The organism is Variovorax paradoxus, from assembly GCF_029919115.1.
Classification (GTDB): domain Bacteria; phylum Pseudomonadota; class Gammaproteobacteria; order Burkholderiales; family Burkholderiaceae_C; genus Variovorax; species Variovorax paradoxus_O.
In genome coordinates this window covers 5,146,207-5,169,137 of record NZ_CP123990.1, presented here as the reverse complement: position 1 = coordinate 5,169,137, position 22,931 = coordinate 5,146,207, and the positions used below count along the sequence as shown (strand labels likewise).

Here is a 22,931-nt window from a genome sequence, read left to right as displayed (position 1 = left end):
CTTATCTCTTGTCAGGCAATTTTGAAACGGGCCACCGAGCGACGCAGTTCTTCCGCCATCTGCGAAAGCTCGCGCACCTGCTGGGCGGTGGTACGGGTACCTTCTCCGGTCTGCTCGGTTACCGCAAAAATGTGCTGGATGTTGGCAGCCACCACGTTGGCCGAATCGGCTTCGCGGGAGGCGGATTGCGAAATCTGCTCAATCAGTTCTGCGAGGCGGCGCGACACGCGGTCAATCTCCGTCAGTGCGGTACCGGCATTGTCGGACAGCTTGGCTCCTTCGACCACACCCTGGGTGGAACGCTCCATGGCGCCCACCGCGTCTTGCGTGTCGGTCTGAATGGCCTTCACCAGCGCCGAAATCTGGCGCGTGGCGTCCGCGGAGCGTTCAGCCAGCCGCTGCACTTCTTCCGCCACCACCGAGAAGCCGCGACCGGCTTCACCGGCCGATGCGGCCTGAATGGCGGCGTTCAGCGCCAGCACGTTCGTCTGTTCGGTAATGTCCGAGATCAGCTCGGTGATTTCACCGATCTCCTGCGAGGATTCGCCCAGGCGCTTGATCCGCTTGGAGGTTTCCTGGATCTGGTCGCGGATGGAGTTCATACCGCCGATGGCGTTCTGCACGGCCTGCAGGCCCGACGATGCGGCTTGCAGCGACTGGCGCGCCACAGTGGCCGACTCTTGCGCTTGCGAGGACACGCCGTTGATTCGCTCGGCCATTGTCAGCACTGACTGACCAGTCTCGCGAATTTCGCGCAGCTGTTCGGTCGAGGCGGCGAGCAGTTCGGTCGAGGTGCTTTCCACCTGCGACGTCGTCTGCGCCACGCGGGTTGCCGTGTTCTGCACGTTGCCCACCAGCAGGCGCAGTTCTTCCACCGTGTAGTTCACCGAGTCGGCAATAGCGCCGGTAATGTCCTCGGTCACGGTTGCTTCCTGCGTCAGGTCGCCTTCGGCCACCGTCTGCAGTTCGTTCATCAGCCGAAGAATGGCGGCCTGGTTGGCGTTGTTGATGCGGCCGGCTTCGTCGCTGGCCTGTTCGGCTGCAAGACGCTCGCGTTCAGCGATGGCGGCACGTTCGCGGCCTTCGCGCACCTGCACGAAACCGATGGCGCCGGCCAGGGCCAGGGCAGCCAGCGACAGCACGAACAGCAGCACGATGGTTCCGGCGCCGAGGCCCGTGCGTGCGGACAGCTTGTCCTGCAGCTCGCCGAGCGATTTACGCAGTGGCTCGCTGTCGGTCAGGATGGAAGCCTGCGCTTCGCGCGCGGCCACCAGGCCCTGCAGGTTGCCCAGAATGGCGGATGCCTGCGTGCGCATCTGCTCGTAGGTCTTCAGGATGGCTTCGAGCTGCTGGCGGGTCTGCGGGTCTTTCGAGCCGGGGAAGCGCTGCTGCGCATTGCCGTCGAGCAGGCCGCGGGTGGTTTCCTGGAAGGTGTTCAAGTCTTTGCCGAGCAGGAACACGGCGTCGGGGTTCACGCCCTCGACCGTGAAGAATTCGTTGGTCGACTTGCCGATACGCTGGGTCAGCATCACGAGCTGGCCGGCGGCCGAAATTTCAGGCAGCGTGGCGTTCTGCTGCATCTTCAGCGAAGCGACGGTTTCCGTCATTTCGAGCAGCGCGGACGATTGCTGGTTGATGTCGCGCAAGGCGGCACCCACCTGGGTCAGGATCTGGCGCTGCGACAGCACGACCTTGGCGCTGGCATCCGCACGGGCGACCAGCGGGTTGATCTTGGCCATGTCCTCGTCGTACTGGTTGCCCACACGCTCGAGTCGCAAGGCATCGTCGCCGTTGGTGAGGCCCTGCACGCGGCGCGTGAGGTCGTCGGCGCTGTCCTTCACTTCGACGAACGCGGGCGCGCTGCCCACGAGAGCCTGCGAGATCGATTTTGCGAGACGCTGCGATTGCATCAGTGACTGACCGGTGGCAGCCACCTGCTGGGCGAGCCGTTCGGCGCGAAGAATGGCGGAGCCGGCCACCAGCAACAGCAGCAACACCACGACGGCCAGCATGATGGCCAGGATCCGCTGCTGACGCGCCGGCCTGGAGCCGGCCTTGGCGGCTGCGGCGGCCTGGGCCGCGTCGAGCGCGCCCGCGCCGGCCTCATTGGCGGCTTCGCTGGGAGGCAGCGCGCCGCCATCGGCAAAGCCGGTGGGCGTGGGCTCGTCGGCGGAGCGGCCTTGTTTTCGGGCCAGGCGGACGGTCTTCTCGTCCAGTGCCTGCACCGTATCGACATCGTCGAGCGACAAGGTGGAACCTGAGCCGTCGACGCGGGCCTTTTCGTTGCCGCTGTTCGCGGGCAGTAATTTCTTGAACTTGTCGGCGATCGAGCTCACGGTCGGTCCTTCAGGGTGGTTGTCTTTGGGCTGTGCGAAGGCACTAGGCGCCAATACTCAAAAACTCGGGTTGCTGCGAAAGCGCTTGCAGGTTGATTTCCTGCCAGCGCTCACCCGCCGCATCGGTGTACAGATGCCCCAGCCAGGCAGGTGCTTCTGCGCTTGGCGGCTCCGCGGCCGTGAAGGCCTCGGCGCCGCGCAACCCCGCCAGTCGGTCGACCAGCAATGCGCAGTTGACTTCGAGCAGCTCGTTGAGGGCAACGAGCCGCGATTGCATGCGGGCCGCCTCGGTGGCGGCCGGTCCGCTCGGAACGCCCGAGGCGAATGCCGAAAGCTGCACCACGCCATAAAGGCCGCCGCGCAGGTTGGCAACGCCCAGGAACCACGGCTGCGAGTAGGGCACGGGCTGCGGAGGCGTCCAGGGGAATATTTCGCCCGCGTGGCCGAGAGGAAAGAGGAACTTGCCCTCCCCCGCCTCGACCGCGAGCCACGTGGCGGCGACGCCAGTCGTGCGTGCAGCCTGCAGGCGGCTTGCAAGCCGGGACTGGAAGGCTCGGAGAGCGTCGCGATTGGCCATGGACTCGGTCGGCTCCAGCTCAGGCGAGCGCGGTGATCTTCGACATCAGGTCGGCCTCGTTGACCGGCTTCACGATGTAGTCGCGCGCGCCCTGGCGCATGCCCCAGACGCGGTCGGTTTCCTGGTTCTTGCTGGTGCAAAGAATGATCGGGATCGAGCCGTACTTCGGGTCGCGGGCAATCGCGCGGGTCAGCTGAAAGCCGTTCTGGCCGGGCATCACCACGTCCATGAGGATCAGGTCGGGCTGCTCTTCTTCGAGACGGCGCATGGCGTCGTCGGCGTTTTCAGCGGTCTTGACGGCAAAGCCGTTCTTGCGGAGCAGGTCTGACAGGAACACCAGTTCCGTCTTGGAGTCGTCTACGACGAGGATTTTTCGAATGGGCATTACTGCACTTCCTGTTGAACAATGCCAAACTGCTGCACGGCCTGCAGCAGCTGGTCTTTGGTGAAAGGCTTGGTCAGGTAGTCTTGCGATCCGACCATGCGGCCGCGGGCCTTGTCGAAGACGCCGTCTTTCGAGGAGAGCATCACGACCGGAACATTGGAGAATTGAGCATTGCGCTTGATGATGGCGCAGGTCTGGTAACCGTCCAGGCGAGGCATCAGGATGTCGCAGAAAATCAGATGCGGCTTGTGGTCATTGATTTTCGAGAGCGCGTCAAAGCCGTCTTCCGCCAGAAGAACCTCGTGACCGCCCTGCTTCAGAAATATTTCGGCACTGCGCCGGATCGTATTGCTGTCATCGATGACAAGCACCTTGTAACCTGATCCATTCGGCCCCATTGCACACGCTCCTGCTGAGATGAGACTTGGATGCCCGCCGCGCCGTACATCGACGCAAATCGCGTAGCCCTATGCCATGCTCTTCAGATTTCAACCATTTCGAAGTCTTCCTTGCGCGCACCGCACTCAGGACAGGTCCAGTTCATCGGAACATCAGCCCAGGCCGTGCCTGCTGCGATGCCGTCTTCCGGTACACCAACCGCTTCGTCATAGATCCACCCACAAATCAGGCACATCCAAGTTTTCGTATTCATCGGAGCTTAAAGTCCTTGTTCATTAAATGCAACGAGTGTATCTATGCGTATCTCACTGGCGGACCGTAAACGTCGCGCCTATGCCACCATCCAGGGGATTTTGCCCGGCGTATGACCATTTACTTACATCCAGCAGACAACGCCCGCAACCCGGGCGATCTTAACGACCCCTCGGCGGACGCCGAAGAGGTAGCCGAGCGCGACCTGAATCCGCCGTGCGTGCTGGTCTTCAACGCCAGCGATCCGAGCGGTGCCGGCGGCCTGGGCGCCGATGCCCTGGCAATGGCGTCGGTGGGCGCACACATGCTTCCCGTGGTCACAGGCGCCTACGCCCGGGACACGGCTGAGATATTCGACCATTTCGCCTTCGACGAAGAGGCCGTGGCCGAGCAGGCGCGCGCCATCCTCGAGGACGTGGAAGTCCAGCTGATCAAGGTAGGCTTTGTCGGCAGCCCGGACACCCTGAGCACCATTGCCGAGACCGCGTCCGACTACCCCGATGTGCCATTGGTGGCCTATATGCCCAACCTTTCCTGGTGGGACGAGAACCTGATCGAGCCCTACCTGGACGCTTTTAGAGAGTTACTTTTGCCGCAGGCCACAGTGTTGGTTGGAAACCACAGTACGCTGTGGCGGTGGCTGCTTCCCGACTGGAGCGGTGACCGCCCGCCCGGCGCACGCGACATCGCCAAGGCCGCCGGGGAGTTTGGCGTGCCCTACACACTGGTAACCGGCATGGTGCTGCCCGACCAGTTCATCGACAACGTGCTGGCCTCTCCGCAGTCAGTGCTCGCTAGCGAAAAGTACGAGCGGCTCGAAGCCGTTTTTGCTGGCGCCGGCGACACTCTTTCGGCCGCGCTGGCGGCCTTGCTCGCGAGCGGCACCGACCTGGTGGCCGCCACCACCGAAGCCTTGGCCTACATGGACCGCTGCCTCGATGCGGGCTTCAGGCCCGGCATGGGCCACGTGCTTCCCGACCGCCTGTTCTGGGCCGAGCCCGAAGACGACGATGACGAGGAAGACCCCGACACGCCACCCGACTTTGCCCTGCCCCCTCACGACACCAGACATTGATGCCAAACGCTGACCAAAACGACATTCTTTTCGACCGCGCACGCGCAGTCATTCCCGGCGGCGTCAATTCGCCCGTGCGCGCCTTCAAGGCCGTGGGCGGCACGCCGCGCTTCATCCGCCGTGCCGAAGGCGCCTACTTCTGGGACGCCAACGACAAGCGCTACATCGACTACATCGGATCGTGGGGCCCCATGATCCTTGGCCACGGCCACCCGGCCGTCGTCGAGGCGGTGCAAAAGGCCGTGCTCGAGGGCTTCTCGTACGGCGCGCCCACCGAGCGCGAGATCGAGCTGGCCGAAGCCATCCTTGCGCTGGTGCCGTCGATGGAGATGGTGCGGCTCGTGAGTTCGGGCACCGAAGCCGCCATGAGCGCGCTGCGCCTGGCCCGCGGCGCCACCGGCCGCAAGCACATCATCAAGTTCGAAGGCTGCTACCACGGCCACGCCGACGCGCTGCTGGTCAAGGCCGGCTCGGGCCTCGCCACCTTCGGCCACCCTACGTCGGCCGGCGTGCCGCCCGAGGTGACGCAGCACACGCTGGTGCTCGAGTACAACAACATCGCCCAACTCGAAGAAGCCTTCGCGCTGCACGGCAACGACATCGCCTGCCTGATGATCGAGGCGATCGCCGGCAACATGAACTTCGTGCGCGCCACGCCCGAATTCGCCAAGCGCTGCCGCGACCTGTGCACGCAGCACGGCGCGCTGCTGGTGTTCGACGAAGTGATGACGGGCTTTCGTGTGGGCCTGCACGGCGCGCAAGGCGTGCTGGGCATCACGCCCGATCTCACGGTGCTCGGCAAGGTCATTGGCGGAGGCATGCCGCTGGCGGCTTTCGGCGGCCCGCGCGCCATCATGGAGCAGCTTGCACCGCTCGGCCCGGTCTACCAGGCCGGCACGCTCTCGGGCAACCCCGTGGCCACGGCCTGCGGCTTGGCCACGCTGAAGGAGATCGCCAAGCCCGGCTTCTATGAAGCGCTGTCGAAGAAGACGCAGTCGCTGGTCGCCGGCCTGAAGGCGGCTGCCGCGGCGGAAGGCCAAGCCTTCAATGCCGACAGCGAAGGCGGCATGTTCGGCTTCTTTCTCATGAACGAACTGCCGCAGAACTACGCGACCGTGATGACCACGGACAACGCGCAGTTCAACGCGCTGTTCCACGGCCTGCTCGACCGCGGCGTGTACATCGCACCGGCGCTCTACGAAGCGGGCTTTGTGAGCGCCGCGCACAGCGACGACGACATTGCCGTCACGATCGAAGCGGCAAGGCAGATCTTCAAGGCGTCCAAGCGCCGTTAAGCCGAACGTCCGTCCCGCCAAGAAAAAGGCCGGGCTGCCCACCAGCGAAACGCTGGCGGACAACCCGGCCTTCGCCCAGACGGGCGCATGAGCGGTTGGCGCTCAGTGGCGGAAGTGGCGCACGCCCGAAAGCACCATGACCACGCCGCGCTCGTCGGCGGCATCGATCACTTCCTGGTCGCGCATCGAACCGCCCGGTTGAATGACGCAGCTCGCACCGGCGTCGACCACCACGTCGAGGCCGTCGCGGAACGGGAAGAACGCATCGCTTGCCACGGCCGTGTCCTTGAGCGACAGGCCTGCATGCTCGGCCTTGATGCTCGCGATGCGCGCCGAATCGAGGCGGCTCATCTGGCCGGCGCCCACGCCCATGGTCATGCCGCCGGCGCAGAACACAATGGCGTTGCTCTTCACGTACTTGGCGACCTTCCATGCGAACAGCAGGTCTTGCAGCTGTTCGGGCGTGGGTTGTTTCTTGGTCACTACCTTGAGGTCGCTCACCGCGAGCTCGTGGTTGTCGGCGGTCTGGATCAGGAGGCCCGAGCCGACGCGCTTGACGTCCATTGCATTGCGGCCGTTGTCCCAGTCGGTGGCGCCACCCTTGGGCAATGCGATCTCGAGCACGCGCACGTTGAGCTTGGCCTTGGTGGCCTGGAACACTTCGAGCGCCTCGGGCGTGTAGCCGGGCGCCATCAGCACTTCGACGAATTGCTTGGCAATAGCCTGCGCGGTTTCGCCGTCGACCGGACGATTGAAAGCAATGATGCCGCCGAAGGCGGAAGTCGGATCGGTCTTGAAAGCCTTGCCATAGGCTTCGGCCGCATCCTTGCCAACCGCAACACCGCAAGGATTGGCATGCTTCACGATCACACAGGCCGGCACGTCGAAGCTCTTGACGCATTCCCATGCGGCGTCTGCGTCGGCAATGTTGTTGTAGCTGAGCTCCTTGCCTTGCAGCTGCCTGGCAGACACGAGCGAGCCCGGCGCCGGATGCAGGTCGCGGTAGAACGCGGCCTGCTGGTGCGGGTTCTCGCCATAGCGCAGGTCTTGCACCTTCACGAAGCGGCCGTTGCTTTGCGCCGGGAACAGCGAGCGCGTGGGCGCAGGCTGGCCGATGCTGGCCTCGAAGTCGATGGCCGAGAGATAGTCGCTGATGGCGCCGTCATAGTCGGCAATGCGGTTGAACGCGGCCACCGAGAACGCGAACTTGGTCTTGTCGCTGAGCTTGCCGCCGGCCTGGAGCTCGGCCAGCGCCACGGGATACTGCGAGGCATCGGTCAGCACGCCGACGTCTTTCCAGTTCTTGGCGGCGCTGCGCACCATGGCCGGTCCGCCGATGTCGATGTTCTCGATGGCGTCTTCGAGCGTGCAGCCGGCCTTGGCCACCGTGGCTTCGAACGGATAGAGATTGACCACCAGCAGGTCGATGGTGTCGATGCCGTGTTCCTTGATGGCCGCCACGTGCGCGGGCAGGTCGCGGCGCGCCAACAGGCCGCCGTGGATCTTGGGATGCAGCGTCTTCACGCGGCCGTCGAGCATTTCGGGAAAGCCGGTGTGGTCGGCCACTTCGGTGACCGGCAGGCCGGCATCGGCGAGCAGCTTGGCGGTGCCGCCGGTGGACAGCAGCTTGATGCCAAGGCCATGCAGCGCTTGCGCGAATTCGAGGATGCCGGTTTTGTCGGAGACGGAGATGAGTGCGGTCTGGGCCATGGAATATGCCGTGTAGTTATTTCAAAAGTTTGTGTTCAACCAGCTTCTTGCGAAGCGTGTTGCGATTCAGGCCCAACCATTGCGCAGCCTTCGACTGGTTGCCTTCGGCGCGCGTCATCACGACATCGAGCAAGGGCTTCTCGACCACGCGCACGAGCATCTCGTACATGCCGTCGGGTTCGGTGCCGCGCAAATCGCGAAAGTAGCTGTCCAGACTGGTGCGAACGCAGTCCTCGATGTGTTTCTTGCTCATGCTTTTCTTCTCTTCTTCTCTCTCAATCAGCGGCGCAAGCCGCCTCCTCTTCACCGGACAGCTCTTCGGCCGCCTGATGCACGGGCATGCGGTCCATGCGGTCCGCCAACCCGTCGAAATAATCGCCGACCGCACGCAGCTGCGCGGCGGAATCTTCGATGGTGTTCATCTGCGCGCGGAAGGCTTCGCCGTCCGCGAGCGTACGCACATACCAGCCGATGTGCTTGCGCGCCGTGCGCACGCCGCTGAACTCGCCGTAGAGCGCATAGTGCTCCACCAGATGATCGAGCAGCAAGCGACGAACTTCAATGACCAGCGGCGGCGCAAGATGCGTACCCGTTGCGAGAAAGTGAGAAATCTCACGAAAGATCCACGGCCGGCCTTGCGCCGCGCGGCCGATCATCACCGCATCGGCACTGGTGGCCGCGAGCACATCGCGCGCCTTCTCCGGTGAATTGATGTCTCCGTTGGCCACCACGGGAATGCGCACCGCGGCCTTCACGGCGGCAATGGTGTCGTACTCGGCGCTGCCCTTGTAGCCTTGCTCTCGCGTGCGGCCGTGCACGGTGAGCATCTGCACGCCGGCCGATTCGAAATCGCGCGCGAGCCGCACCGCATTGCGGTGCTCCTGGCTCCATCCGGTACGCATCTTGAGCGTGACCGGCACATTGAAAGGTTGGGCTGCATCCACCACCGCCTGCACGATCTCGCGCGCCAGCGGCTCGTCGCGCATCAACGCCGACCCGGCCCACTTGTTGCAGACCTTCTTGGCCGGGCAGCCCATGTTGATGTCGATGATCTGCGCGCCGCGCTCGATGTTGTAGACCGTGGCCTCGGCCATCATGGCCGCATCGGTGCCGGCGATCTGCACCGCGATGGGGCCGGGCTCGCCGTCGTGGTTGGCGCGGCGCGACGTCTTGAGCGTGTTCCAGAGGTCTTTGCGCGAGGTCACCATCTCGCTGACCGCATAACCCGCGCCAAGCTGGCGGCACAGCATGCGGAAAGGCCGGTCCGTCACGCCGGCCATCGGCGCGGCGAACAGGCGGTTTTCCAGCGTGTGAGTGCCGATCTGCAAGGTCATGGAGGAGATAGCGTCGCGAGTCCGGCTGCTGAAAAATGAGGCACGATTGTAGCCACGCGCGATTTCGGCGAATGAAACGATTTGCGCTTGAGGTAGGGGAATGAAACCCGCGCTCCTCGGCGCTTTCTCCGACCTGTTCAAGCAGCCGGGCTACCTATACTGCGTCGACTCATTTCACCTTATGCAAGCCTGGCTCGACGCTCTCCTGGCGCTACTTGCGCTTCCGCAATACGGCCTCTCTACGCTGTTCATCGCGGCCTTTGTGTCGGCCACGCTGTTGCCCGTGGGTTCGGAGCCGATTCTTTTCGGCCTGCTCAAGCTCAACCCCGAGATGTTCTGGCCGGCCATTCTGGTGGCAACCGTGGGCAACACGCTGGGCGGCGCCGTCGACTGGTGGATTGGCTACGGCGCACACAAGGTGGCAGACAAATACTCGCACTCGAAACATCATGTGCGCGTATTGAGCTGGCTGGAGCGGCTCGGCCCGAAGGCATGCCTCTTGAGCTGGCTGCCGATCGTCGGCGATCCGCTCTGCGCGGTGGCGGGTTGGCTCAAGCTGCCGTTCTGGCCATGCCTCGGCTACATGGTCATCGGCAAATTCTTGCGCTATGTGTGCATGACCGTCGCGCTGCTCTACATCTTTCCGGGGTAGCCCCGCGCTGCTCCCGGCGGGCTCAGCTCAATAGATCGTAGGGACCGCCGCGTTCCAGCGCACGCCGGTAGGCTGGGCGCGCGTAGATGCGCTCGAGATAGGCCATGAGGCGGGGACGCGTTGCATTCAGGCCGCCGCGCGCCTGCGAAGCTTCGACGGGAAAGCTCATCTGGATGTCGGCCCCCGTGAATTCACTGCCGGCAAACCATTCGCTCTTGCCGAGCTCGGCTTCCATGAAGTTCAGATGGCTCTCGATGTTGGGCATGACGATGGCCGCCTTGGCCTTACCCGAAATCATCTTTGCAATCGGCTTCACGAAGAAAGGCATCTTGCTGCGCTCGATCTTGTCGAACACCAGTTTCAGCAGCAGCGGCGACATGGCCGTGCCTTCCGCAAAGTGCAGCCAGTAGCGATAGCGCAGCGCCTCGGGTGTGCCCGCAGCCGGTGCCAACCGGCCGTTGCCATAGCGCTCGATCACCGTCTCGATGATCGCGCCCGATTCCGCAAGCGTGAGCCCGTCGTCCGTGGTGACCACCGGCGACTTGCCAAGCGGATGAACGGCCCGCAGCGAAGCGGGCGCCAACATGGTTTGCGGATCGCGCTGGTAGTGAACGATCTCGTAGGGCAGCCCGAGTTCTTCGAGAAGCCACAGCACGCGCTGCGAGCGCGAGTTGTTCAGGTGATGGACGGTGAGCATAGGTCGGCAGGTGCTTGAAGGAAGGGCGTGCCTTTTTCGTGGAACATCGCGGAACCGGCTTCGCCGGGCCGCTGGTGTTGCCCCCGGCGACGGGGTTGGCGTAGCGCCACGAAGTGCGCGAAGACTGGGGGTGAGCCAGTTAGGAACTGAAGAGGAAATTCATCACGTCGCCGTCCTTGACGACGTATTCCTTGCCTTCCGAACGCATCTTGCCCGCGTCCTTCGCGCCCTGCTCGCCCTTATAGGCGATGTAGTCTTCGAACGCGATGGTCTGGGCTCGGATGTAGCCCTTTTCGAAGTCGCCGTGAATCACGCCGGCCGCCTGCGGGCCGGTGTCGCCGATGTGGATGGTCCAGGCGCGCACTTCCTTCACGCCGGCGGTGAAGTAGGTCTGCAGGCCCAGCAGCTTGAAGGCCGCACGAATCAGGCGATTGAGGCCCGGCTCTTCCTGGCCGATTTCGGCGAGGAACATCTTCTTGTCTTCGTCGTCCATCTCGGCCAAGTCGGCTTCGATCTTGGCGCAGATGGCGACCACGGGTGCGCCCTGCTTGGCGGCGTATTCGCGCAGGCGGTCGAGGTACGGGTTGTTCTCGAAGCCGTCTTCGGCCACGTTGCCGACGAACATCGCGGGCTTGGCGGTGATGAGCGTGAAGCTCTTGACCAGCGGCTGCTCTTCCTTGGTGAACTCGAGCGCGCGCACCGGCGTGTTCTCGTTCAGCGCGGCCTGGCAGCGCTCCAGCAGGCCGACGAGCTTCTGCGCATCCTTGTCGCCCGAGCGGGCCACCTTGGTGTGGCGGTGCAGCGCCTTTTCTACCGTGGCCAGGTCGGCCAGGCAGAGTTCGGTCTGGATCACTTCGATGTCGGAGATCGGGTCGACCTTGCCGGCCACGTGAATCACGTTCTCGTCGTCGAAGCAGCGCACCACATTCACCGTGGCGTCGGTTTCGCGGATGTGCGCAAGAAACTTGTTGCCCAGGCCCTCGCCCGTGCTGGCACCGGCCACCAGGCCGGCGATGTCGACGAACTCGACGATGGCGGGCACCACGCGCTCGGGCTTGACGATCTCGCTGAGCTGCGCGAGCCGCGGATCGGGCACTTCCACCACGCCCACATTGGGCTCGATGGTGCAGAACGGATAGTTTTCCGCTGCGATACCGGCCTTGGTCAACGCATTGAAAAGGGTGGATTTACCGACGTTGGGCAGGCCGACGATGCCGCATTGCAAACTCATGGGGGGTCCTCTGGGTAACCCAGGATTTTAGGCGAGCCGGCTCAGCCACCGTTTGCGGAGTGTGCGAGACAGCTCAAATTGCTCAGGGTTAAACCCAAGAAGCAAACGTTTGCGCAAACGTTTTCGTTGGTTAATATTGGAGCCCCGGCCAAGACCGGCGCACCGCTCAACCACCTCAGGAGACACACCATCATGAAGTTCACCCGCCGTACGCTGCAGAGCGCAGCCGCACTGACGTTGCTGGGGGCCTTTGCCGCCACGCCCGCCCTCGCCCAGGAGAAGCCCAAGGTGGCGCTGGTCATGAAGTCGCTGGCCAATGAGTTCTTCCGCACCATGGAAGACGGCGCCAAGGCGCACCAGAAAGCCAACGCCTCGCAATACACGCTGGTGGCCAACGGCATCAAGGACGAGACCGACACGGCCGCCCAGATCAAGATGGTCGAGCAGATGATGGCGCAGAAGATCAATGCGCTGGTCATTGCGCCGGCCGATTCGAAGGCGCTGGTACCGGTGGTCAAGGCGGCCATCGACCGGGGCATCCTCGTGGTGAACATCGACAACCAGTTCGACGCCGCCGCGCTGAAGGAAAAAGGCATTCAGGTGCCCTTCGTCGGCCCCGACAACCGCGCCGGCGCCAAGCTGGTCGGCGATGAACTGGCCAAGAGCCTGAAGGCCGGCGACAAGGTCGGCATCATCGAAGGCGTGTCGACCACCTTCAATGCGCAGCAGCGCACCCTCGGCTACCAGGACGCCATGAAGGCCGCCGGCGTGACGGTGGTGGGCGTGCAGTCGGGCCAGTGGGAAATCGACAAGGGCAACACGGTGGCCGCCGGCATGATGCGTGAGCACCCCGACCTGAAGGCGCTGCTCGCGGGCAACGACAGCATGGCGCTTGGCGCCGTGGCCGCGGTCAAGGCCGCCGGCAAGACCGGCAAGGTGCTGGTGGTGGGCTACGACAACATCGGCGCCATCAAGCCGATGCTGAAGGACGGCCGCGTGCTTGCCACCGCCGACCAGTTCGCGGCCAAGCAAGCGGTGTTCGGCATCGAGACCGCACTCAAGGCGCTGGCCGACAAGAAGCCGCAGTCGAGCATGCCCGCCGAAGTGAAGACCGACGTGGTGCTGGTCACCAAGTCGTCGAAGTAAGCAACAAGAAAAAGAGTCGCCGTTGAACGCATCCGCCGCCGCCATGAACGCAAGCCTTGCACCGCCCGTGCTCTCGATGAGCGCGCTTGGCAAGGACTACGCGGCGCCGGTGCTCGACGACGTTTCTCTTGTGTTGAACGCCGGAGAGGTACTCGCGCTCACGGGCGAGAACGGTGCCGGCAAGAGCACGCTGTCGAAAATCGTCTGCGGCCTGGTGCAGCCGACGCGCGGCCAGATGCTGCTGGACGGCGTGCCGTTCCAGCCCGCATCGCGCCGCGACGCCGAGCGGCTGGGCGTGCGCATGGTCATGCAGGAGCTGGGACTGGTCAACACGCTGTCGGTGGCCGAGAACCTGCTGCTCGACCGGCTCCCCAACCAGGCGGGCTGGATCCGCCGCGGCAAGCTGCACGAGCTGGCCGCGCAGCAGCTCGCAAAAATCGGCATGCAGAACATCGACCCGGCCACGCCCGTGGCGCGGCTGGGCATCGGCCAGCAGCAGATGGTCGAGATTGCGCGCAACCTGCAGGACGACACGCGCGTGCTGGTGCTCGACGAGCCCACCGCCATGCTCACGCCACGCGAAACCTCGCACCTCTTCGAGCAGATCGAACTGCTGAAGGCGCACGGCGTGGCCATCGTCTATGTGTCGCATCGCCTCGAAGAGCTGCAGCGCATCGCCGACCGCGTGGCGGTGCTGCGCGACGGCCGCCTGGTCGACGTGCGCGCCATGGTCGGCGTGCGTGAATCCGAACTGGTGCAACGCATGGTGGGCCGCGCAGTGCACGAGCACGAAGGCCGCGACCGCCGCATGGCGGGCCCGGTTTTGCTGAGTGCAAGAGGCATTGGCCGCGCCCAGGTTGTGAAGGACGTGGACATCGACCTGCACGCGGGCGAAGTCATGGGCCTGGCGGGCCTGGTCGGCTCGGGCCGGACCGAACTCGTGCGGCTGCTGTTCGGTGCGGACCGCGCCGACCGCGGCGAGATTCTTCTCTACGACGGCGTTGCCAGCACGCAGCCGGTGCAGCGCGCGCCCAAAGGCTGGCGCTCGCCGATGCAGGCCATTCGCGCGGGCATCGGCCTGGTGACCGAGGACCGCAAGTCGCAAGGTCTGCTGCTCACCCAGCCGATTCGCGTCAACGCCACGCTGAGCGATCTGGGCGCCATTTCGCACGCCGGCTGGCTGCAACGCGCCAAGGAGCGCGGCATTGCCAGGCGGCTCGTCGAGCTGCTGCGCATTCGCTCGCGCAGCATCGAACAACCCGTTGCCACCTTGAGCGGCGGCAATCAGCAGAAGGTGGTGTTCGCACGCTGGCTGCACCGCGAGTGCAAGGTGCTGCTGCTGGACGAGCCCACGCGCGGCGTGGACGTGGGCGCACGTGCCGACCTGTACGCCGAACTCGACCGCATGACCGAGACCGGCAAGGCGCTCCTGATGGTGTCGAGCGACCTGCGCGAGCTGATGGCCATGTGCGACCGCATCGGCGTGATGAGCGCCGGCCGGCTGGTTGCGGTATTCGAGCGCGGCCAATGGAGCGAACAATCGCTGCTCGCCGCCGCTTTCAGCGACGCGGCAGGACGCGCCACCACTGCGACGAGCCCGACGGCCGCATCCGTCGTTTCCGATTCGAACCCGGCCCAACCAGCCCCAGCCGAGACACCATGAACTCAGCCGCCGCCACATCCGCCCAGCCCTCCGCTCTCAAGGGCCAGTTGGGCACCTACCTTGGCCTTACCGTCGTGCTCGTGGGCATGGTCGTGCTCTTCGGGTCGCTGAGCGAGTATTTCTTTACCCGCGAAACCTTCATTTCCATAGCCAACGAAATTCCTGCGCTCGCCGTGATGGCCGTTGGCATGACCTTCGTGCTGATCATCGCGGGCATCGATCTTTCGGTGGGTTCGGTGCTGGCACTCAGCGCCGCGGTCACGGCTGCGGCCATCCTGCAGTGGCAGCTCCCGGTTCCCGCGGCCGCCGCGCTGGGCTTGGCGACCGGGCTGGTGTGCGGCACGGTCACGGGCGCGGTGTCGGTGGCGTGGCGCCTTCCGAGCTTCATCGTCTCGCTGGGCATGCTCGAAGCGGTGCGCGGCGGTGCGTACCTGGTGACCGATTCGCGCACGCAGTATGTGGGCGACGCGATCTCCGGCTTGGCTGCGCCCTGGGTCGGCGGCATCTCCGCGGCTTTCGTGCTGGCAGTGGTGCTGGTGGCGGTGGGCCAACTGGTTCTCACACGCACGGTGTTCGGCCGGCATGTAGTGGGCATCGGCACCAATGAAGAAGCGATGCGGCTTGCGGGCATCGATCCGCGGCCGATCCGCATCATCGTGTTTGCGGCCACCGGCCTCCTGGCCGGGCTCGCGGGGCTGATGCAGTCGGCACGGCTCGAGGCGGCCGACCCGAATGCCGGCGTCGGCATCGAGCTGCAGGTGATCGCGGCCGTGGTGATCGGCGGCACCAGCCTCATGGGCGGACGCGGCTCGGTGGTCAACACCTTCTTCGGCGTGCTCATCATCGCGGTGCTCGAAGCCGGGCTCGCACAGGTGGGCGCCAGCGAGCCGAGCAAACGCATCATCACCGGCGCGGTGATCGTGGTTGCGGTGATCATCGACACCTTGCGCCAGCGCCGGGCCGATCGCCGCCTGGCCTGACGCTTCAAGAAAAGGAACACGCCATGGCCACCATCAAGGACGTTGCGCTGAGGGCAGGAGTTTCGGTTACCACCGTCTCGCATGTGGTCAACGATACGCGGCATGTAAGCGCCAAGGGCCGCGAGCGCGTGGAAGAGGCCATCCGCGAGCTGGGCTACGTGCCCAACGCAATGGCGCGCAGCCTGAAGAGCAACACCACGTCGACGCTCGGCATGCTGATTCCGAACAGCTCGAACCCTTACTTTGCCGAGATCGTGCGCATCGTGGAAGACCGCTGCTTCGGCGCCGGCTACACGCTGGTGCTGTGCAACACCGACGACGAGCCCCGGCGCCAGAGCGTGTACCTGCAGGTGCTGGCGGAGCGCCGCATCGATGGGCTGATCGTGGTGTCGACGGGCGCCGGCGACGACGACTCGCTGGTCACACAACTGCACGGCCTGCGCATTCCCACCGTGCTGGTCGACCGCGAAATTGCGGACCCCGCCTGCGACCTGGTGGAAACCGCCCACATGCAGGGCGGCCTGCTCGCGGTGCGGCACCTGCTTTCGCTCGGCCACAAGCGCATTGCCTGCATTGGCGGGCCGGTGGGCGTGATGCCGAGCGAGCAGCGCATCGAGGGCTGGCGCATGGCGCTGGCCGAAGCCGGCGCCGCCCCCAATGCGGACGCGCTGCTGTGGCGCGGCGGCTTCACGAGCCAAGGCGGCTACGAGGCGATGCACGCCATCTTGCGCACCGAGCACGCGCCTTCGGCCGTGTTCGTGTGCAACGACCTGATGGCCATCGGCGCCCTGCGCGCGGCGCATGAAAGCGGCGTGCATGTGCCGGATGATCTTTCGATCGTCGGCTTCGACGACATCGAACTCTCGGCCTATACCAGCCCGCCGCTCACCACCGTGGCGCAGCCCAAGGAGCGCATCGGCGCACTGGCGGTGGACATGCTGCTGGAGCGCGTGGGCGGCAAGCGGCGCGATGCGCGCAAGGTGGTGCTGCAGCCCGAGCTGCGCGTGCGCGCCTCGACGGCGCGGCATGCGAGCTTCCGCGAGGCGGCCGCGCCTGCCCCTGCCTCCGCGCCTGTTTCTTCTCCAACGGAAAACCGAAAGTCCCGCGCCCCGTGAGTTCCCAGCCTTCTTCTTCCAGCGCTGCGCAGCAGCCGCCCCGCATCGTGGTGCTCGGCAGCCTGAACATGGACATCGTGCTGCGCGTGCCGCAGGCGCCGTCCGCCGGTGAAACCCTGCTGGGCCGCTCGATCGCCCACATTCCCGGCGGCAAGGGTGCCAACCAGGCCGTGAGCTGCGCACGCGAAGGGGGCAGGGTCAGCATGATCGGCTGCGTTGGCAACGACGCGCACGGCCTGGCGCTGCGCACAGCGCTCACGCAAGACGGCATCGACACCGCCGCGCTGCGCACGGACGGCGCGGAGCCCACCGGCACCGCGCTGATCCTGGTGGAAGACAGCGGCCAGAACCGCATCGTGATGATTCCCGGCGCGAACGCAAAGGTCGAGATCGACGAGGCGGCGCTGCGGCAACAGCTGCAAGGCGCGGCGTTTCTGGTGGCGCAGTTCGAGACACCGATGCACCAGGTCGCCCGTGCCCTCACGGTGGCACACGATGCGGGCTGCAAGGTGCTGCTCAACCCGTCGCCGGTGCAGCCCATTGCCGAGCCGCTGTGGCCGCGCATCGACACGCTGGTCGTCAACGAAATCGAAGCCCAGGCACTCTGTGGACAGGCGGCCGACAGCCCCCAGGAAGCGGCACTGGCCGGCCAGGCCTTGCGTGCCAAGGGCGTCCGGCGCGTGGTCGTCACGCTTGGGGCACGCGGCGCTGTGGCCGTCGATGCCAACGGCGCCCGCCATCATTCCGCACCCAAGGTGCAGGCGATAGACACCACCGCGGCGGGCGACACCTTCCTGGGCGCGCTGGCGGTTGCGCTCGGCGAAGGCCAGTCATTCGACGACGCCGTACGCCTGGGCATTCGCGCCGCCGCGCTGTGCATTCAGCGGCCCGGCGCCCAACCTTCCATTCCGCAGCGCAGTGCCGTGCTGCAAAGCCCCATGCCCCCTGACTGGACCGCGCTGTGAAACGTACCGCCCTTCTCAACTCCGAACTGTCCCAGGTCATCGCCTCGCTGGGTCACGGCGACATGCTGGTGATCGGCGATGCGGGCCTTCCGATTCCGGATGGTCCGCGGCGCATCGATCTTGCGGTGACGCGCGGCGTGCCGCTGCTCACCGACGTGCTTCAAGCTGTTCTTTCAGAGATGCAGGTCGAGAGCGTGGTGGTGGCGGACGAAGCGCTGAACGGCGCCAAGGCCTTGCCCGCCTGGTATCCGCAGTCGCTCGGCATTGCGCCGCAAACCGTGTCGCACGAAGAGTTCAAGCGCCGCAGCGCAAAGGCTCGCGCCATTGTGCGCACGGGTGAATGCACGCCCTACGCCAACATCATTCTCATTGCTGGCGTCAGCTTCTGAGGCACGCCTCTCTTATTCGAACCGGTAGTTCGCGCCCACCGCCTGCCCCACCTTGAGCATGTGCTCCACGCCCTGCAGCACGATGCAGTTCATGCCGAAGGTGATCCGTCCGCCGACGCGCGCATCGGCGCGGTAGGTGCGCAGCATGTCGCCGACCTCGGGGCTGCTGACGCCCGTGGCCGGGTCGATGTCCGGAATCGGGCAGCGCGTGCATGGCTTCACGGGCTTGAGTTCGGCCTCGCCTTCGGCTGTTTCGATGTGCAGTGCGTCGACACGGTCTTCGTCGTGCGACTCGATGCCAGCCAGCACGATGTTGGGCCGGAAACGTTCGATGCCGACCGCATCGTGCCCCGCGGCAGCCAGCCGCTCGTTGAGTTCGGCCAGCGACCCCTCGCTGGCCACCAGCAGCGGATAGCCGTCGGCAAACTGGTTGGTCGCCTCGACGCCGTCCGTCCAATCCAGGCTTGACAGGCGCTTGTGCTCCGGATCGAAGCGCACCAGCCGCAGCTTCTGCGGCTTGCCCGGTTCGGAGAGAAAGTCGCTGAACCATTGCGCGGCGATATCGCCCATGTCGTAGGCGGCGACTTCGTCTTTCCAGACGCGCACGCGCACCGGCTTCTCGACCTTGTCGAACGCGAGATGCAGGGCCAGCATGCCCGGCGCCCGCAACACCACTTCCATCTGCTTCATCTGCGGCTTGATGAGCGCCATGCGCGGCAGCTGCCGCTGGGTGACGAACTCACCCTCTGCATCGACCACCATCCAGGCGCGGTCGAATTCGAGGCCGGTTTCGGTGAGCAACGCCTCGGGGAGCTCGACTCCCGCGCACGATTTGACGGGATAGACGAACAGGCGCGCAATGGTGGCTTGAAGATCGAAAGCGGACTGTGGCACGTGGGGTTCCTTGGAATTCGGCCGAGATTGTCCCGCATCGGCCATTTCCGGCGCCTCCCGGGGCCAGGCATAGTTCTTACAATGAGCCGATGGCCCTCCCCCCTGAAGTTTGCATACGCGGTGCCGGCATCGTCGGCCGGACGTTGGCCCTGTTGCTTGCGCGCGAGCGCGTGCGCGTTGCGCTGGTGGTTCCGCCCGCAGCGGCCGGCAAGGAAGATATCCGGGCCTACGCGCTCAACACCGCCTCCAGGAAGCTGCTCGAATCGCTGCGCGCCTGGCCCGACGCGGCCCATGCCACGCCGGTGCGCGAAATGCTCGTGAACGGCGACGAGGGCGGCCGCGTGCAGTTCAACGCGGTGCGGCAGAAAGTCGAGGCGCTGGCCTGGATCGTCGACGTGCCCGCGCTCGAAAAGCAGCTGGCGGACGCGGTTCGCTTCCAGCCCCAGGTCGAGGTGGTGGCCGAACCGGTCCCAGCCCCGCTCACGGTGGTGTGCGAAGGCAAGGCCAGCACAACGCGCGAAGCGCTCGGCGTGACCTACGCGGTGACACGCTATCCCCAACACGCAATCGCGGCGCGGCTCGAAGCGGCGGAGCCGCACGACGGCGTGGCGCGCCAGTGGTTCAACGACAGGGGCGAGATACTGGCGCTGTTGCCGATGGGCGGCGTGCATGGCCGTTCGCTTGCGCTCGTGTGGTCGGTCGACCAGCTTCGTGCGCCCGCGCTGCTTGCGCAGAGCACCGAAGAATTCAACGCCGCCGCGAACGAGGCCAGCCATGGCGCACTTGGCGCGCTGCAACTCACGAGCGAGCGCGCCGCGTGGCCGCTCGCACGCGCCATTGCCGACCGCTGGACCGGTTCCATGCCTGGCCAGGCGCAAGGCGCATCCGCTTCTTCCGCGCAATCCTGGGCGCTGGCGGGCGATGCTGCCCACACCGTGCACCCGCTTGCCGGCCAAGGCCTCAATCTCGGCCTGGCCGACGCGGCCATGCTGGCCGAGGTGATCAAGCAGCGCGAGTACTGGCGCAGCGTGGGCGATGCGCGCCTGCTGCGCCGCTACGAACGCGCCCGCCGCGCCGACGTGCTGCAGATGAGCCTTGCCACCGACGGCCTGCAGCAACTTTTTTCGCACAGCTTGGGCCCCCTGCCCGCGCTGCGCAACTGGGGCATGCGCGGCTTCGACCGCACGCGCCTCCTCAAGCACTGGATCGCCAACCAGGCGATGGGCTTGAAGGCATGAATCCATCGACCGGACTTTCAATGAAACTCGCACGCCACCTTCTTCTCGCCGCCTGCACGCTGGGTGCGGCTGTCACAGCCCTTGCCGGCGAGGCCGAGATTCGCAAGAACCTTCCGGCCCGCATTCCGCAGTTTCCGGCCATCGACGAAGTCACCAAGTCGCCTCTGCCGGGCCTGTATGAAGTGCGCGTGAACGGCTTCCAGATCTACTACACCGACGAGCAGGGCAACTACCTGCTGCAGGGCAACCTCATCGACGTGAACGCGCGCAAGAACCTGACCGAGGAGCGCATCGAGAAGCTCAGCCAGGTTTCGTTCGACAAGCTGCCCGTGAAGGACGCCATCAAGATCGTGCGCGGCAACGGCAAGCGCAAGCTCGCGGTGTTCGAAGACCCGAATTGCGGCTACTGCAAGCGGTTCGAGAAAGACATGAAGACGGTCGACAACGTGACCGTCTACCTGTTTCTCTATCCGGTGCTCGGTCCCGATTCGGCCACCAAGTCGCGTGACATCTGGTGCAGCAAGGACAAGGGCAAGGCGTGGGGCGACTGGATGGAAACCAGCACCAAGCCCGCCGCCGCGGCCAGCAGCTGCGATGTGACCGCATTGCAGCGCAACGTGGAATTCGGCCGCAAGTACAACATCACCGGCACGCCGACGCTGATCTTCGCCGACGGCACCCGCACGCCGGGCGCCATTCCGGCGGAGCAGGTCGAGAAGCAACTCACCGCGTCGTCCAACTGATGGGCACGCCGACCGTTTCCCGGCGCGCGGCAGCGGCTGCGCCGGCTGCCGCCGTGCGTTACCGCATCGAATGCGCAGACCTGCATGCGCACCTCTTCGCGGTGACCCTGACCATCGAAGCGCCTGCGGCGCAGCAGCGCGTGACGCTGCCGGTGTGGATTCCGGGCAGCTACCTGGTGCGCGAGTTTGCCAAGAACCTGCAGGGCCTGCGCGCCGTGCAAGGGCGCCGCAAGCCGGTGCTGACGCAGCTCGACAAATGCAGCTGGCAGATCGATTGCGTGCCGGGCCAGCCGCTGGTGCTGCACTACCAGGTGTGCGCCTACGACAACTCGGTGCGCACCGCCTGGCTCGACGCCGAGCGCGGCTTCTTCAACGGCACCAGCCTGTGCCTGCGGGCCGAGGGCCAGACCGATGCGCCGCATGCGCTGGACATCGTTGCGCCTGCGCTTTCACCAGGCGATGCGCGCTGGTCGTGCGCCACCGCGCTTGTTCCGTCGAAGACCGACAAGCATGGCTTCGGCAGCTACCTGGCCGCTGGCTATGACGAGCTGGCCGACAGCCCTGTCGAAATGGGCGCCTTCTGGAGCGCGGAGTTCGAAGCCTGCGGCGTGCCGCACCGCTTCGTCATCGCGGGTGCCGCAGCCTCGTTCGACGGCGAGCGGCTGATTGCCGATACACAAGCCATCTGCGAGGCCGAGATCCGCTTCTGGCATGGCGACAAGGCCGGCAAGCGCGGCGGGCCCAAGCTGCCGATCGACCGCTACGTGTTCATGCTCAATGCGGTGGACGACGGCTACGGCGGACTCGAGCACCGGCATTCCACCGCGCTGATCTGCAACCGGCGCGACCTGCCCCAGCGCAACGCCAAGAAGCAGCCCGAGGGCTACACCACGCTGATGGGGCTTATCAGTCACGAGTACTTCCACACCTGGAACGTCAAGCGCATGCGCCCGGCGGAGTTCGCGCATTACGACTACGGCCGCGAAAACTACACGCAGCTGCTCTGGTTCTTCGAGGGCTTTACCAGCTACTACGACGACCTGCTGCTGCGCCGCGCGGGCCGCATCGACGACGCCGGCTACCTGCGCCTGCTCAACAAGACCATCAACCAGGTGCTGCAAACGCCGGGCCGGCTGGTCCAGCCGGTGGCCGACGCAAGCTTCGACGCCTGGATCAAGTACTACCGGCAGGACGAGCAAACGCCCAACAGCACCGTCAGCTACTACACCAAGGGCGCGCTGGTGGCGCTGTGCTTCGACCTCACGCTGCGGCGCGAAGGCAAGGGCACGCTCGACGACGTAATGCGCCACCTGTGGGTGCAAAGCGGCGGCGGTCCGATCAGCGAAGCCGATTTCACCGCTGCGCTCGAAGCCGTGGGCGGCCGTTCTTACGCGGCGGAACTTGCGCAGTGGGTGCATTCCACCGACGAGCTGCCGCTTTCAGACTTGCTGCGCGCGCATGGCGTTGCGGCACTCGACGATCCGTCGCAGCCGGCACAGGCACTGGGCCTGCGCGTGGCGGAAGCCAACGGCAGCGTTCAGGTCAAGGTGGTGCTGCGCGGCGGCGCTGCTGAAAAGGCCGGCTTCTCGGCCAATGACGAATGGATCGGCATCGAGCTGCCGGCCGTCGGCAAGAAGGGACAGCAGCGGCCCGAGCAGGCCTGGCGCATTACCAAGCTCGAGGACCTGGCACTTTATTTAGGCGATGCCACGCGCTTTACCGCGCTGGTGGCGCGCGACCGCAAGCTGCTGAGGCTGCCGCTGGTGCGGCCGGAAGGTGCCACCACGTGGCGGCTGTTCCTGCACGATGCGGCGAAAGTGGCGGCCTGGCTCGCGCCCGCACGGCGCTGAGCCGA

23 protein-coding genes are annotated in these 22,931 nt (G+C 65.4%); 12 read left to right on the top strand and 11 right to left on the bottom strand.

The features are described from left to right. Window positions 1–11 precede the first annotated feature (11 nt). The 5 genes from QHG62_RS24740 to QHG62_RS24720 form a co-directional block, all read right to left on the bottom strand. A complete protein-coding gene (locus QHG62_RS24740; protein WP_281148246.1) occupies window positions 12–2,336 on the bottom strand; it encodes a methyl-accepting chemotaxis protein in 2,325 nt (774 codons plus the stop codon). Window positions 2,337–2,379: 43 nt separating this feature from the next. Further along, the gene (locus QHG62_RS24735; protein WP_281148245.1) at window positions 2,380–2,913 is read right to left on the bottom strand and encodes a chemotaxis protein CheW; all 534 of its coding nucleotides are present in this window, start codon (window positions 2,911–2,913) and stop codon (window positions 2,380–2,382) included. Between the two features lie 19 nt (window positions 2,914–2,932). Then, window positions 2,933–3,298 (bottom strand): response regulator, encoded by a 366-nt coding sequence (locus tag QHG62_RS24730; RefSeq protein WP_281148244.1) that lies wholly within the window; start codon window positions 3,296–3,298, stop codon window positions 2,933–2,935. Continuing rightward, entirely contained in the window at window positions 3,298–3,696 is a 399-nt protein-coding gene (locus tag QHG62_RS24725; RefSeq protein WP_126749384.1) for a response regulator, read from the bottom strand. Before QHG62_RS24725 ends, QHG62_RS24730 begins: the two co-directional genes overlap by 1 nt. 83 nt (window positions 3,697–3,779) lie before the next feature. Continuing rightward, window positions 3,780–3,950, bottom strand: coding sequence for a rubredoxin (locus QHG62_RS24720; RefSeq protein ID WP_007838397.1), 171 nt, complete (start codon window positions 3,948–3,950; stop codon window positions 3,780–3,782). Window positions 3,951–4,061: 111 nt separating this feature from the next. Between QHG62_RS24720 and thiD the strand changes: the two genes are divergently transcribed. Then, window positions 4,062–5,024, top strand: a complete 963-nt coding sequence (gene thiD, locus QHG62_RS24715; protein WP_281148243.1) for a bifunctional hydroxymethylpyrimidine kinase/phosphomethylpyrimidine kinase — start codon at window positions 4,062–4,064, stop codon at window positions 5,022–5,024. Next, window positions 5,024–6,319, top strand: coding sequence for a glutamate-1-semialdehyde 2,1-aminomutase (gene hemL, locus QHG62_RS24710; RefSeq protein ID WP_281148242.1), 1,296 nt, complete (start codon window positions 5,024–5,026; stop codon window positions 6,317–6,319). Before thiD ends, hemL begins: the two co-directional genes overlap by 1 nt. A gap of 102 nt (window positions 6,320–6,421) precedes the next feature. On the opposite strand, the gene purH is transcribed toward hemL, so the two are convergent. From purH to dusB, 3 genes are read right to left on the bottom strand one after another with little or no spacing between them, the layout of a single operon-like run. Continuing rightward, entirely contained in the window at window positions 6,422–8,029 is a 1,608-nt protein-coding gene (gene purH, locus QHG62_RS24705; protein ID WP_281148241.1) for a bifunctional phosphoribosylaminoimidazolecarboxamide formyltransferase/IMP cyclohydrolase, read from the bottom strand. A gap of 16 nt (window positions 8,030–8,045) precedes the next feature. After that, window positions 8,046–8,282 carry a Fis family transcriptional regulator gene (locus QHG62_RS24700; RefSeq protein ID WP_007838304.1) on the bottom strand — a complete coding sequence of 79 codons (237 nt, stop codon included), beginning with the start codon at window positions 8,280–8,282 and terminating at the stop codon, window positions 8,046–8,048. Between the two features lie 22 nt (window positions 8,283–8,304). Then, window positions 8,305–9,363 (bottom strand): tRNA dihydrouridine synthase DusB, encoded by a 1,059-nt coding sequence (gene dusB, locus QHG62_RS24695; protein ID WP_281148240.1) that lies wholly within the window; start codon window positions 9,361–9,363, stop codon window positions 8,305–8,307. A 181-nt stretch (window positions 9,364–9,544) separates the two neighbouring features. On the opposite strand from dusB, the gene QHG62_RS24690 reads away from it, so the two are divergent. Further along, window positions 9,545–10,015 (top strand): YqaA family protein, encoded by a 471-nt coding sequence (locus QHG62_RS24690; RefSeq protein ID WP_281151806.1) that lies wholly within the window; start codon window positions 9,545–9,547, stop codon window positions 10,013–10,015. 22 nt (window positions 10,016–10,037) lie between these two features. Here QHG62_RS24690 and QHG62_RS24685 read toward each other — a convergent pair whose 3' ends face one another. Next, window positions 10,038–10,712, bottom strand: coding sequence for a glutathione S-transferase family protein (locus tag QHG62_RS24685; protein WP_281148239.1), 675 nt, complete (start codon window positions 10,710–10,712; stop codon window positions 10,038–10,040). A 139-nt stretch (window positions 10,713–10,851) separates the two neighbouring features. Next, window positions 10,852–11,943 (bottom strand): redox-regulated ATPase YchF, encoded by a 1,092-nt coding sequence (ychF, locus tag QHG62_RS24680; protein WP_157615968.1) that lies wholly within the window; start codon window positions 11,941–11,943, stop codon window positions 10,852–10,854. A 192-nt stretch (window positions 11,944–12,135) separates the two neighbouring features. On the opposite strand from ychF, the gene QHG62_RS24675 reads away from it, so the two are divergent. Genes QHG62_RS24675 through rbsD form a run of 6 tightly spaced genes read left to right on the top strand, consistent with a single transcriptional unit; the run spans window position 12,136 to window position 18,201 of the window. Further along, window positions 12,136–13,089, top strand: coding sequence for a sugar ABC transporter substrate-binding protein (locus tag QHG62_RS24675; protein WP_281148238.1), 954 nt, complete (start codon window positions 12,136–12,138; stop codon window positions 13,087–13,089). Between the two features lie 43 nt (window positions 13,090–13,132). After that, window positions 13,133–14,752 carry a sugar ABC transporter ATP-binding protein gene (locus QHG62_RS24670; protein WP_281151804.1) on the top strand — a complete coding sequence of 540 codons (1,620 nt, stop codon included), beginning with the start codon at window positions 13,133–13,135 and terminating at the stop codon, window positions 14,750–14,752. After that, window positions 14,749–15,732, top strand: coding sequence for an ABC transporter permease (locus QHG62_RS24665; protein ID WP_281148237.1), 984 nt, complete (start codon window positions 14,749–14,751; stop codon window positions 15,730–15,732). Before QHG62_RS24670 ends, QHG62_RS24665 begins: the two co-directional genes overlap by 4 nt. Before the next feature lie 23 nt (window positions 15,733–15,755). Then, window positions 15,756–16,847, top strand: coding sequence for a LacI family DNA-binding transcriptional regulator (locus QHG62_RS24660; protein ID WP_281148236.1), 1,092 nt, complete (start codon window positions 15,756–15,758; stop codon window positions 16,845–16,847). Further along, complete coding sequence (gene rbsK, locus QHG62_RS24655; protein WP_281148235.1) at window positions 16,844–17,812, top strand: ribokinase; 969 nt, start codon at window positions 16,844–16,846, stop codon at window positions 17,810–17,812. Before QHG62_RS24660 ends, rbsK begins: the two co-directional genes overlap by 4 nt. Then, window positions 17,809–18,201, top strand: coding sequence for a D-ribose pyranase (gene rbsD, locus QHG62_RS24650; protein WP_281148234.1), 393 nt, complete (start codon window positions 17,809–17,811; stop codon window positions 18,199–18,201). Before rbsK ends, rbsD begins: the two co-directional genes overlap by 4 nt. 12 nt (window positions 18,202–18,213) lie before the next feature. Here the strand turns inward: rbsD and QHG62_RS24645 are convergent, their stop codons facing one another. After that, window positions 18,214–19,095, bottom strand: coding sequence for an MOSC domain-containing protein (locus tag QHG62_RS24645; protein WP_281148233.1), 882 nt, complete (start codon window positions 19,093–19,095; stop codon window positions 18,214–18,216). An 89-nt stretch (window positions 19,096–19,184) separates the two neighbouring features. On the opposite strand from QHG62_RS24645, the gene QHG62_RS24640 reads away from it, so the two are divergent. Genes QHG62_RS24640 through QHG62_RS24630 form a run of 3 tightly spaced genes read left to right on the top strand, consistent with a single transcriptional unit; the run spans window position 19,185 to window position 22,926 of the window. Beyond that, a complete protein-coding gene (locus QHG62_RS24640) occupies window positions 19,185–20,333 on the top strand; it encodes an FAD-dependent monooxygenase (protein WP_281148232.1) in 1,149 nt (382 codons plus the stop codon). A gap of 20 nt (window positions 20,334–20,353) precedes the next feature. Further along, on the top strand, window positions 20,354–21,076 hold the full coding sequence (locus QHG62_RS24635) for a DsbC family protein (RefSeq protein ID WP_281148231.1): 723 nt from the start codon (window positions 20,354–20,356) through the stop codon (window positions 21,074–21,076). After that, window positions 21,076–22,926: a M61 family metallopeptidase gene (locus QHG62_RS24630; RefSeq protein WP_281148230.1), complete on the top strand. Its 1,851-nt coding sequence runs from the start codon at window positions 21,076–21,078 to the stop codon at window positions 22,924–22,926. Before QHG62_RS24635 ends, QHG62_RS24630 begins: the two co-directional genes overlap by 1 nt. Window positions 22,927–22,931 lie beyond the last annotated feature (5 nt).